Genomic DNA, 11,811 nt, shown 5'->3' on the forward strand with positions numbered 1-11,811 from the left:
GAGCCCTTCGGGTGCGGGTCAGCGGGCGGAATCAGGTGGGCGCGGACATTGACCTCAACGACGCTTGAGGTCCTACGTTCTCTTCCATGAGCATGGAGACCACCGCCTGGACGCAGTTGCACAGCGTCATGAACGCACAGGCCGAGCGCCGCCCCTTCGCCCGCGCCACGCTGCGCCGCATCGCCGCCTTCGCCCGTCCGCACCGCGCGGGCATCATCCGCTTCGTCCTGCTCGGGGTGGTGACGGCCCTGCTGGCCGTGGCCACCCCGGTGCTCGCCGGCCACGTCGTCGACGCGATCGTGGCGGGCCACGACTCCGGCGCCGTCGTACGGCTGTCCCTGCTGATCGCGCTGGTCGCGCTCGCGGAGGCGGGACTGGGCGTCCTCGGCCGGCGCCTGTCGTCGACGCTCGGGGAGGGGCTCATCCTCGACCTGCGCACGGCTGTGTTCGATCATGTGCAGCGCATGCCCGTCGCGTTCTTCACACGTACCCGTACGGGAGCGCTGGTCAGCCGTCTCAACAACGACGTGATCGGTGCCCAGCGCGCGTTCGCCAACACCCTCTCGGGCGTGGTGACCAACCTCGTCACCCTGGTGCTCACCCTCGCGGTGATGCTCACCCTGTCCTGGCAGATCACGCTGCTCGCCCTGGTGCTGCTGCCGGTGTTCGTGCTGCCCGCCCGCCGGATGGGCAGCCGCATGGCCCGGATGCAGCGGGAGGCCGCGGCCCTCAACGCGGCCATGGGCACCCGGATGACCGAGCGGTTCTCCGCGCCGGGCGCCACCCTGGTCAAGCTGTTCGGCCGCCCGGAGGAGGAGTCGGCGGAGTTCGCGGCCCGCGCCCGCCGGGTCCGGGACATCGGGGTGCGCACGGCCACGGCCCAGTCGGTGTTCATCACCAGCCTCACCCTGGTCTCCGCCCTCGCCCTGGCCCTCGTCTACGGCCTCGGCGGCTGGTTCGCGCTGCACGGCACCCTGGAGGCCGGCGCGGTCGTCTCCCTCGCCCTGCTGCTCACCCGGCTCTACGCCCCGCTCACCGCGCTCGCCGGGGCCCGCGTCGAGGTGATGTCCGCCCTGGTCAGCTTCGAGCGGGTCTTCGAGGTGCTCGACCTGAAGCCGCTCATCGAGGACAAGCCGGACGCCGGGGACGTGCCGCAGGGGCCGGTCGCGGTCGAGTTCGACGACGTCCGCTTCGCCTACCCGTCCGCCGACCAGGTCTCCCTCGCCTCACTGGAGGAGGTCGCCGCCCTGGACACCCGGGGCGGCACCGAGGTCCTGCACGGCATCTCCTTCCGCGCCGAACCCGGCCACACGGTCGCCCTGGTCGGCTCCTCGGGCGCCGGCAAGTCCACCATCGCGCAGCTACTGCCGCGCCTGTACGACGTCGGCTCCGGTGCCGTGCGGATCGGCGGGGCCGACGTGCGCGACCTGAGCGCCGCCTCGCTGCGGGCCACCCTCGGCATGGTCACCCAGGACGGGCATCTCTTCCACGACAGCGTCCGCGCCAACCTGCTGCTCGCCCGGCCGGACGCGACGGACGAGGAACTGTGGGACGCGCTGGGCCGCGCCCGTCTCGCCGACGTCGTGCGCTCCCTGCCGGACGGTCTCGACACGGTGGTCGGCGAGCGCGGCTACCGGCTCTCCGGCGGCGAACGCCAGCGCATGACCATCGCCCGGCTGCTGCTGGCCCGGCAGCGCGTGGTCATCCTCGACGAGGCCACCGCCCACCTGGACAACACCTCGGAGGCCGCCGTGCAGGAGGCTCTCGCCGAGGCCCTGGAGGGCCGTACCGCCGTGGTGATCGCGCACCGGCTGTCCACCGTGCGCGCCGCCGACCAGATCCTGGTCGTGGAGTCCGGCCGGATCGTGGAACGGGGCACGCACGACGAGCTGCTGGCGGCGGACGGGCGGTACGCGGAGCTGCACCGCACCCAGTTCGCCCGGCGGGACGGCGAGGTACCGGCCGTCTGACGGCCGGACCGCGCCGTCCCGGATCCGGCCGCCGCCCCCGTCCACCACCCGGTCCACCACGCCTCCCGGCCGGCCTTCTGGACGGCCGACCGTGACCGCCCGTGCGCGGGCGGCCCCGCCGACATGGGTGGGCGGCTCCGCCGACGACTGCGCGGGCGCCCCTTCCGCCCGGCCGGGATCTCCCTGCCCTGGCCGGTCCGTACCGGCCGCCCAGGCCGTCCGGTCCGCCCGGGGCGCCGGTCCGCGTCACGCCTGCCCGCCGCCGGGCCGGGCCGCGCGCCGTCCGGCCCGGCGACCGGGGCCCCGGGGCCGGAGCGGTGACGTGTCCGGTGGGGGTGGGTGGGGGACGGCGGGCCCGGAGTGGCCGGGACGTGTGAGGGGCCGCAGCCTGGATACGCGGTGTGCACGGACACCGCGGCCCGTCCGGAAGGTCCTGTCTGCCATGACCAGCGAGAACCGGCCAGACCCGCACGCGGAGGTCACCCGCCGCGTCGACGGCGAACCCCGCACGCTGCTCGTCGACCACCGGCGGGTCCCGCTGGACCCGCTCCGCGCGGACCTGGGCCCCACCGGGTCCAGGAAGGGCTGCGACCACGGTGGCCGCGGTGCCTGCACCGCCCTCAACGCCCGTACCGCGCGTTCCCGGTTCGTCGGCGGCACGACCATGGGCCTGGGCATGGCCCTGACCGAGGGCAGCACCATGGACGCCCGGTTCGGCGACTTCACCGAGGCCGGCCTCGCCTCGTGCCACCTGCCCGCCCACGCCGACGTACCCGGCATCGCGGCCCACGGGATCGAGGAGGGCGATCCGCACCTCGACGCGACGGACAGCATGGAGATCGCCGAGACCGGCGCCGTCGGCACCGCCGCCGCCCTCGGCGACGCCGTGCACCACGCCACCGGGATCCGGTTCCGTGAACCGCCCCTCACCCCGGACCGGATCCTCACCGGCCTGCTGTCCGAACGGTGACCGCCACGACGAGGGACACGGGAAGGGGGAGCCCCCAGGTGCCAGGACTGCTGTGGGAGTACGACGGTTACGACCCGGCCGAGGAACGGCTGCGGGAGTCCCTGTGCACCCTGGGCAACGGCTACTTCGCCACCCGCGGGGCGCTGCCCGAGTGCGCCGCGGACGACGTGCACTACCCCGGGACCTACGCGGCCGGCGTCTACAACCGGCTCACCTCCGAGATCGCCGGCCGCATGGTCGACAACGAGGACATGGTCAACCTCCCCGACTGGCTGCCGCTGCGCGTCCGCCCGGACGGCCACGACTGGCTCGGCCCCGACGCCACCCCGGTCGCCGAGCACCGGCAGGTCCTGCACCTGGACCCGGGCGTGCTCGAACGCCTCACCCGGTACCGGCTCGACGGCGGCGGCACGCTCCTCGTGCGCCAGCTCCGCCTGGTCCACATGGGCGACCCCCACCTCGCCGCCCTGCGCACGGACATCAGCGCGGAGGACTGGACCGGCGAAGTCGACGTCGAGGCCGCGCTCGACGGCCGCGTCACCAACTCCGGCGTGGCCCGCTACCGCGACCTCGACGGCCGCCACCTCACCCGGGTGGAGTCGGGCAGCGCCGAGTCGGGCGCCATGTGGCTGCGCTGCCACACCCGTACCTCGGACATCGCCGTCGGGCTCGCCTGCCGGCTGACCGCCGACGCGCCGGCGACCGACGCGCACGAGCCGGCGCGGGCCGTGCGGCGCCTGCGGATCGCCCTCGCGCCCGGCCGCACCGTCACCGTCGACAAGTGCGTCGCCCTGCACACCTCCCACGACCCGGCCATCAGCGACCCGCTGTGGGCCGCCGTCGACCGGGCCGAGACCGCGCCCGCCTTCGACGAACTGCTCGCCTCGCACGCCACGGCCTGGGAACAGCTCTGGCGGCGCGCCGAACTCGACGTCCCCGGTGAGCCGGGCAGCATCCTGCGCCTGCACCTCTTCCACGTGCTGCAGTGCCTCTCCCCGCACACCGCCGACCTCGACGTCGGCGTTCCCGCCCGCGGACTGCACGGCGAGGCGTACCGGGGACACGTCTTCTGGGACGAGCTGTTCGTGCTGCCCTACCTCAACCTGCACCTGCCCGAGGTGTCCCGTGCGCTGCTCCACTACCGCCACCGCCGACTGGACGCCGCCCTCCACACGGCCCACGAGGCCGGTCTGCGCGGCGCCCTGTACCCGTGGCAGAGCGGCAGCGACGGCCGGGAGGAGACCCAGGAGCTCCACCTCAACCCCCGCTCGGGCCGCTGGCTGCCGGACCACTCCCGGCTGCAGCGGCACGTCGGCTCGGCGGTCGCCTACAACGTGTGGCAGTACTGCGAGGCCGCCGCCGACACCGACTTCCTGCACACCGAGGGCGCCGAGATGCTGCTCCAGATCGCCCGTTTCTGGGCCGACTCGGCCACCTACGACGAACACCTCGGCCGGCACCGCATCCTGGGCGTGGTCGGCCCCGACGAGTACCACGACGCCTATCCGGACGCCACCGTGCCCGGCCTGGACGACAACGCCTACACCAACGTCACCGCGGCCTGGGTGCTCCTGCGCGCGCTGGGCCTGCTGCGCGACCTGCCCGAGCCGCGCCGCCGTGAACTCGCCGAGGGAATCGGCCTGGAACAGGACGAACTCGCCCGCTGGGAGGAGGTCTCACGCACCCTGCACGTGCCCTACCACGAAGGCGTGGTCAGCCAGTTCGCCGGCTACGGCGACCTCGCCGAACTGGACTGGCAGGGCTATCGCGAACGGTACGGCGACATCCGGCGCCTCGACCGGATCCTGGAGGCGGAGGGCGACACCGTCAACCGCTACAAGGCGTCCAAGCAGGCCGACGTGCTGATGCTGGGCTACCTGTTCTCACCCGCCGAACTCCAGTCCCTGTTCAGACGGTTGGGACACCGCCTGGATGAGGACATCTGGTCCGCGACGGTCGACCACTACCTGCACCGCACCTCCCACGGCTCCACCCTCAGCGGTCTCGTGCACGGCTGGATCCTGGCCCGCGCCCGCCGTGCCGACGCCTGGGGCTTCGTCCAGGAGGCGCTGCGCGGCGACATCGCCGACGTCCAGGGCGGCACCACCGGCGAGGGCATCCACCTGGGCGCCATGGCCGGCACTCTCGACCTGGTCCAGCGCTGCCTCACCGGACTGGAGACCCGTGACGGCGCCCTGTGGCTCGACCCGGTCCCGCTGCCGGAACTCTCCTCCTACGGCTTCTCCCTGCGCTACCAGGGCCACTGGGGCGTGAGCCTGCGCCTGCGCGCGGGCCTGCTGGAGGCCGTCGTGCCGTCCGCCTCCGGCCGCCCGCCCATCGACTTCCGCCTGCAGGACCGGGTGGTGCGGGTCGGGCCGGGGGAGAGGGTGCGCATGCGGCTGCTGGACTGACCCGCCCGCCCGCCGCACGCTTCTCGACGGCCACGGCTCCCGAGCGGCAGGATGCCCTCGGGCGGGTGCGGGGTCCGCGAGCCGCCGCGGGACGGCGGGGCGGACGACAGGGCGGGGGGACGAGCGGATGCGGTACATGGGCGCGAGCGCAGGGCCCGGACCACGGACCGGCGGCGGGCAGGAGCCGCTGCGCGTGCTCGCGGTGGACGACGAGGAACCCGCACTCGAGGAACTGCTGTACCTGCTCGGCGAGGACGAGCGGATCGGCACCGCCGTGCCCGCCCTCGACGCCGCCCGGGCGGTGCGCCTGCTGGAGCGGGCCACGGCGGCCGGGCCCGACGGCCCGGACGCCTTCGACGTCGTCTTCCTCGACATCAACATGCCCGGTCTGAGCGGCCTGGACCTGGCCGGTCTGCTCGGCGACCACCCGGACCCCCCGCTGATCGTCTTCGTCACCGCCCACGAGGACTTCGCGCTCCGGGCGTTCGACCTCAAGGCGGTGGACTACCTGCTCAAGCCGCTGCGCAAGGAGCGCTTCGCGGAGGCCGTACGGCGCGTCGCCGAACTGACCCGGGCCGGGCAGGGGCCGCGGCCGCCCCGGCGTCCATCCGGCGGCCCCGGCCCCGCCCCGGCCGGCCACCCCCGCGACCAGGTCCCCGTGGAACTCGGCGGGGTGACCCGGTTCGTGCCCGTCGCGGAGATCACCTATGTCGAGGCGCAGGGCGACTACGCCCGCCTGCACACACCGCACGGCAGCCACCTGGTGCGCGTCCCGCTCACCGCCCTGGAGGAGCAGTGGCGCTCGCGCGGATTCGTCCGGATCCACCGCAGCCGCCTGGTGGCTCTCGGCCGCATCGAGGAACTGCGCCTGGACGGCGGCAACCTGACCGTCCGGGTCGGCGACCGGATCCTCGCCGTGAGCCGCCGCAACGCCCGGGAACTGCGGGACCTGCTGGCCGCGCGGGCCCAGGGCGCGGTACGCGGTCGACGGTGACTCGACCCGGCCCCCGGGGCCCGGGCGAGCGGTCGCGGCGGCCCTGCGGCGATCCTCGTCCGGTACCTACCTGACCGCCCCGGCGCTGCGTACACTCACCGCAACAAGGTGATCACCGGGGCGTCGGGGAGTGCGTGATGGGTGCGGAATCCGTCCCTCGCAGAGAGGTGGTCACCGGACGGCCCCGCACCGACCGCGCCGGCCCGCCACCGGCCCGCGCCGTGAGCCCGTCCGGCGGCCGTCCCGCCGTCCCGGACGACGACACCCCCGTGCGGTTCCTGATGCGACGTCAACTCCGCGCCGCTCTCACGGCGACGGTCCTGCTCGCCCTCTCGCTCGGGCTGCTGCCCGTGCTCCTGCGCGTCCTGACCGCCGGCGGCGCCGGACACGACGTCCCGCTCGCCGTCTGGCTGCTGCTGGGCGTGGCACCGTATCCGCTCCTGCTGTGCACGGGAGCCTGGTACGTCCGCCGTGCCGAGCGCAACGAGGGTGACGTGACCGGACGTTGAACCAGACGTACGGAATCGCCGGCGTGTCCGCCGTGGTCCTGGCCACGGTGCTTGTCGGGGCGCTGGGCCTGCGCATCTCGCGCACCACCTCCGACTTCTACGTCGCCTCGCGCAGCGTCCCGCCGCGGCTCAACGCCTTCGCCGTCAGCGGCGAGTACCTGTCCGCCGCCTCCTTCCTGGGGGTCGCCGGACTCGTCCTCGCCCAGGGCGCCGACATGCTCTGGTTCCCCATCGGCTACACCGCAGGCTTCCTGGTGCTGCTCGCCTTCGTCGCCGCCCCGCTGCGCCGCTCGGGCGCCTACACCCTGCCGGACTTCGCCGAGGCACGCCTGGAGTCCCGCGCCGTACGGCGGATCGCGAGCGTGCTCGTCGTCGGCGTCGGCTGGCTCTACCTGCTGCCCCAACTGAGGGGCGCCGGGCTGATCCTCCGGCTGCTCACCGGCGCGCCGGGCTGGTTCGGCGGCCTGGTCGTGGCCGTCGTGGTCACCGTGGCGGTGGCCGCCGGCGGCATGCGCAGCATCACCTTCGTCCAGGCCTTCCAGTACTGGCTGAAACTCACCGCCCTGCTGGTGCCCGCCGTGTTCCTGCTCATAGCCTGGCGGGCCGACCGGGCCCCGGCGCCCGCCTGGGACGAGCGTCCCGTGTTCCAGCGCTCCACCCGGGTCGCCACCGACCGGCCGCTGACCCTCACCGTCCACGCACCGGTGCGCGTCACCGTCACCGGAACCGTGGACGGGCGGCCCCTCGACGGCCCGCTCACCCTCGGCGCGGGCACCCACCGCGTCGGTCCCGGCACCACCCTGGGCTTTCCGCGCGGTGCCCCCGTGCCGCTGCCCGACGGCGGCGGCCCCGGCACGGCCCCCACCGGCTGGGCGCAGCCCCTGTCGGCGGGACGCGAACAGCACGGGCTGTACGCCACCTACGGGCTCATCCTCGCCACCTTCCTCGGCACCATGGGCCTGCCGCACGTCGTCGTCCGCTTCTACACCAACCCCGACGGCGGCGCCGCCCGCCGCACCACCGTCGTCGTCCTCGGCCTGCTCGGCGCCTTCTACCTGCTCGTCCCGCTCTACGGCGTGCTCGGCCGGCTCTACGCGCCCGACCTGCTGCTGACCGGCGACACCGACGCGGCGGTGCTCGTCCTGCCGCAGCGGCTGATCGGCGGCCCCGGCGGCGACCTGCTCGGCGCGCTGGTCGCGGGCGGCGCCTGCGCCGCGTTCCTGTCCACCGTCTCCGGGCTCACCATGTCCGTCGCCGGGGTGCTCGCCCAGGACGTGCTGCCGACCCTCGGCATCCGGCACTTCCGGCTCGCCACGCTGCCCGCCATAGCGGTGCCCACCGCGGCCAGCACCGTCGTCACCGACCTCCCCGTGGCCGACGCGGTCGGGCTCGCCTTCGCCGTGTCCGCGTCGTCGTTCTGCCCGCTCCTGCTGCTCGGCATCTGGTGGCGCGGCCTGACCCCGCCCGGCGCGGTCGCGGGACTGCTCCTCGGCGGCGGATCCGCGCTCACCGCGGTGACCGTGACCATCGCCGGCGGCGCGACGTCCGGCCCGCTGCACACCCTGCTGGCCTGGCCGGCGGTCTGGTCGGTCCCCGCCGGCTTCGCGGCCATGGTGCTGATCTCCCTGGCCACCCGGCACCGCGTCCCCGCGTCCGCGGCCGCCACGATGGCCCGGCTCCACCTGCCCGAGCCGCCGCGCGGCCCGGCCACCGCACCGGGCGCCGGTCCGAAGCGGTCCCGGGAGCGCCGTCCGTGACCGCGCTCGGCACCGTCGTCCTCGCCGTGGCCGCGCTCGGGCTGTTCGCCCTGGGCGCCGCCCTCGGCCATGCCGGGGCCCGCCGTCAGCAGGAGAACCCGGCCGACGTCGGCACCCCCGTGGAGCGGGCCACCTTCCACACCCTGCACACCGCCTCACTCGCCGCGCCGCCGCTGCGTGCCGGACTGACCCCGGACACCGCCCGCAAGGCGGCCCGGCGGCTGCGGCCGCTGCTCGGCACGGTCGCCCTCGCCCTCGCCGACGAGGAGTCCGTGCTCGCCTGGGACGGTACCGGCGAGCACCACCGGGCCGCGGCCGCAGCCCGCCCCGCCCACACGGCGCGCACCAGGACGTTCCCGCTGACCTGCCCCGACGCCCGCTGTCCCGTCCGCTGGGGGGTGGTGGTCCCGCTGACGGTCGACGGCCGGGCCGCGGGCGCCCTGGCCGCCTTCACCGACCGGGAGTCCGCCGTCGTCGTACGGGCCGCCGAGGAAGTGGCCCGCTGGGTCTCGGTGCAGCTCGAACTCGTCGACCTGGACCGGGCGCGGTCCGGCGCGATCGAGGCCGAGATCCGGGCCCTGCGCGCCCAGATCTCGCCGCACTTCGTCTACAACTCCCTCGCCTCTATCGCCTCGTTCGTCCGCACCGATCCCGAGCGGGCCCGCGAACTGCTCCTGGAGTTCGCTGACTTCACGCGGTACTCGTTCCGGCGCGGCGGCGACTTCACCACGCTCGCCGAGGAGCTGCGCTCGATCGAGCAGTACCTCGAACTGGCCCGCGCCCGCTTCGGCAGACGCCTGGAGGTGACACTGCGGATCGCCCCCGAGGTACTGCCCGTCACGCTGCCCTTCCTCTGTCTGCAGCCCCTCGTCGAGAACGCGCTCAAACACGGGCTGGAGGAGTCCGTGGAGCGGGGCCGGATCACCATCACCGCCGAGGACGAGGGCACCGAGGCCCGCGTCGTCATCGAGGACGACGGCGTCGGCATGGACCCGCAGCGCCTGCGCGACCTGCTGCGCGGCCGGGGCGGCCCGTCCGCCGGCATCGGCCTGAGCAACGTGGACATGCGGCTGCGCCAGGTCTACGGCGACGACCACGGCCTCGTCATCGAGACCGGCGTCGGCGCCGGCACGAAGATCACCGTCCGGCTCCCCAAGTTCCACCCGGGCTCGGCCCGCTGAAGGGAGCGGACGCACGAAGCAAGGGAACCGGACACCTGCGTACCCGCCGGCGCGGCGGACCGGGCCCGGGCCGGTGCGGGCCGCACCACCGCGGGACACGGCGGCGCGGCCGCGGACCTGAAGGCCGTCGCGTCGGCGCCCCGGCCGCCGTGCCCTACGGTGACCGGGGCGCCGTCCGGCGTCAGTCCTTCAGCGCCGTGCCGGCGGCGGTGAGGGCCTTGGTGTTCTTCGTCTTCGCGGCCGTCAGGCTGCTCCTGTGGGCCGTGATCTGCTGCTTCTGGATCTTGGTCTCGGCCTTGAACCAGACCTTCACCAGGTTGGTCCGCTGCTTGCAGTCGATCTCCGCCAGGGCGACGTCGATCTCCTTCTGGGTGGCCGGGTCGGTGTGCGGGACCAGCTCCGCCGACTCGGTCGGCGTCGCGGCCTGGTACCCCTTGGCCTTCATGCACTGCGACCAGGCGCCCATGGCCTTCTTGACCGTCGGGACCCGCATCGACTCGAGGAACGACTGGCCGTTCAGCTCCGAGACGAGCTGGAAGTCGGCGGCCGGCTTGCCGATCTTCTCGGCCGCGTAGCCGACACAGCCCTTCGCCGGGATCTTCTTGCCGTTGTAGGTCTTCGGGGCGGCCTTGGCGACGAAGGAGCCGTTCGCGCCCGCCTTGGTCGGCTTGCCGTGCCCGGTCAGCACCTCCACCTGAGCCTCGCTCAGGCTGGGCAGCTTCTGCCGGGGCTGGTCGGTCAGGGCGTCGGGCAGGCCGTAGCCGTACTTGGCGGCGGTCGCGCGGTCGGTCAGGCCGTAACGGCGCTCCATGTTGGCGTCGTTGTCGTTCGGCGGCGGGGTGGCGCCGGCCACGCTGAGCCTGACGTCGAAGCCGTAGCCGGCCATGCACTTCTCCTGGAGGTGGCGGGTGGCCGTGTCCAGGGTGACGGTGTCGGCGTAGGTCTGCATGTAGGTCTCGAGCGGCAGCGACAGACCCTTGGCCAGGCCGCGCTGCGGGGTCGCCTTGGGCCAGTTGGCCTTGTTCACCAGCGGTTTGTCCGCCGCGACCGGGGCGGCCGCGTCATGGCCGGAGCCGCTCGTTCCGCAGGTCGAGAGCATTCCGGTTGTCGCGATCATGACAGTCGTGGCGATGAAGACGCGCTTGTTCCACATGGGGGGTCACTCCTCGGTCGGATCAGGCGAAGTGCTGGGAGGCGTTGTTGTTCTTCAGCGCCGAGATCAGGTTGGTGAGGTTGCAGTCACCCCAGGGCTCGTTGTGCGCGAAGTACTGCGAGGTGCCGCCGTAGCCCGAGTTGTAGTACACGCGGTAGTTGTCGGCCGGGGCGCAGTTCTGCACCGAGGCCGCGTTGTTCTTCATGTACTGGCCGGAACCGTTGCCGTTGCCGTTGAACACGTAGCGGTACGTGGACAGCGTGGAGCCCTGATACTGGCTGGTGCCCCAGTAGTCGCTCACGTTGCCGTAGAACGACGACCAGCTCGTCACGTATCTGCCGCCGCTGATCGCCAGGTCCTTGGAGTTGTACAGCAGCCACAGATCGCCCTCGGAGCAGTTGATCCAGGGCACGTCGCAGTTGTCCGTGACCTTGAACTCGGCGGCGTGGGCGGGAGTGGCACCGACCATGAGCGCGGCGGTCGCGGCGAACGCGGAGGCCACCGCCCCGATCCTGGACCGCAGGCGGACGTTCTTCATGCTGGAGGAACCCTTCGCTCGGGTTGTGATGATCATTTGAAGTGGATCTTACAGAGAGGGCCCGGAAAGGCGACCGGATTTCCACCGCCCGCGGACGGCCTCGCCGTGCTCGCGTCCGTCCCCGGCGGGGGACGGACGCGAGCACGGTCGAAGCGGACCTCGGAGGCGGTGTGTCAGGCACCCGCCGGACTCACCAGGGGAACGCGCCGGACCCCTGGAAGGAGAACAACGCCCAGATGACCAGGGGGAGAAGGACCAGGAGGACGACGGCGGCCAGCACCTTCGCCCACCCGGCGGTCCTCCCCCGACCGTCAGCCGGCACGGCGGA

9 protein-coding genes and 1 pseudogene are annotated in these 11,811 nt (G+C 73.7%); 7 read left to right on the top strand and 3 right to left on the bottom strand.

Annotation, left to right across the window (positions count from 1 at the left end; genetic code table 11):
* Window positions 1-92 precede the first annotated feature (92 nt).
* The 7 genes and pseudogenes from MXD57_RS13240 (at window position 93) to MXD57_RS13270 (ending at window position 9,792) form a co-directional block, all read left to right on the top strand.
* Window positions 93-1,970: an ABC transporter ATP-binding protein gene (locus MXD57_RS13240; RefSeq protein WP_250401639.1), complete on the top strand. Its 1,878-nt coding sequence runs from the start codon at window positions 93-95 to the stop codon at window positions 1,968-1,970.
* A 619-nt stretch (window positions 1,971-2,589) separates the two neighbouring features.
* A pseudogene (locus MXD57_RS13245) lies at window positions 2,590-2,940 on the top strand (molybdopterin cofactor-binding domain-containing protein); the annotation flags it as partial.
* Window positions 2,941-2,978: 38 nt separating this feature from the next.
* The gene (locus MXD57_RS13250; RefSeq protein ID WP_250401578.1) at window positions 2,979-5,351 is read left to right on the top strand and encodes a glycoside hydrolase family 65 protein; all 2,373 of its coding nucleotides are present in this window, start codon (window positions 2,979-2,981) and stop codon (window positions 5,349-5,351) included.
* Window positions 5,352-5,487: 136 nt separating this feature from the next.
* Window positions 5,488-6,345: a LytR/AlgR family response regulator transcription factor gene (locus tag MXD57_RS13255; RefSeq protein ID WP_250401579.1), complete on the top strand. Its 858-nt coding sequence runs from the start codon at window positions 5,488-5,490 to the stop codon at window positions 6,343-6,345.
* Window positions 6,346-6,482: 137 nt separating this feature from the next.
* Complete coding sequence (locus tag MXD57_RS13260; protein ID WP_250401580.1) at window positions 6,483-6,854, top strand: hypothetical protein; 372 nt, start codon at window positions 6,483-6,485, stop codon at window positions 6,852-6,854.
* A complete protein-coding gene (locus tag MXD57_RS13265; RefSeq protein WP_250401581.1) occupies window positions 6,851-8,611 on the top strand; it encodes a sodium/solute symporter in 1,761 nt (586 codons plus the stop codon). The genes MXD57_RS13260 and MXD57_RS13265 overlap by 4 nt, the downstream gene beginning before the upstream one ends.
* The gene (locus MXD57_RS13270; protein WP_250401582.1) at window positions 8,608-9,792 is read left to right on the top strand and encodes a sensor histidine kinase; all 1,185 of its coding nucleotides are present in this window, start codon (window positions 8,608-8,610) and stop codon (window positions 9,790-9,792) included. The genes MXD57_RS13265 and MXD57_RS13270 overlap by 4 nt, the downstream gene beginning before the upstream one ends.
* A gap of 181 nt (window positions 9,793-9,973) precedes the next feature.
* On the opposite strand, the gene MXD57_RS13275 is transcribed toward MXD57_RS13270, so the two are convergent.
* The 3 genes from MXD57_RS13275 to MXD57_RS31505 form a co-directional block, all read right to left on the bottom strand.
* Window positions 9,974-10,945 carry a hypothetical protein gene (locus MXD57_RS13275; protein WP_250401583.1) on the bottom strand — a complete coding sequence of 324 codons (972 nt, stop codon included), beginning with the start codon at window positions 10,943-10,945 and terminating at the stop codon, window positions 9,974-9,976.
* 22 nt (window positions 10,946-10,967) lie between these two features.
* Window positions 10,968-11,519 (bottom strand): hypothetical protein, encoded by a 552-nt coding sequence (locus tag MXD57_RS13280; RefSeq protein ID WP_250401584.1) that lies wholly within the window; start codon window positions 11,517-11,519, stop codon window positions 10,968-10,970.
* Window positions 11,520-11,673: 154 nt separating this feature from the next.
* Window positions 11,674-11,805 carry a hypothetical protein gene (locus MXD57_RS31505; protein WP_284505501.1) on the bottom strand — a complete coding sequence of 44 codons (132 nt, stop codon included), beginning with the start codon at window positions 11,803-11,805 and terminating at the stop codon, window positions 11,674-11,676.
* Between the last annotated feature and the right edge of the window lie 6 nt (window positions 11,806-11,811).

The organism is Streptomyces cellostaticus, from assembly GCF_023630175.1.
In the GTDB taxonomy this organism is placed as follows: domain Bacteria; phylum Actinomycetota; class Actinomycetes; order Streptomycetales; family Streptomycetaceae; genus Streptomyces; species Streptomyces cellostaticus_A.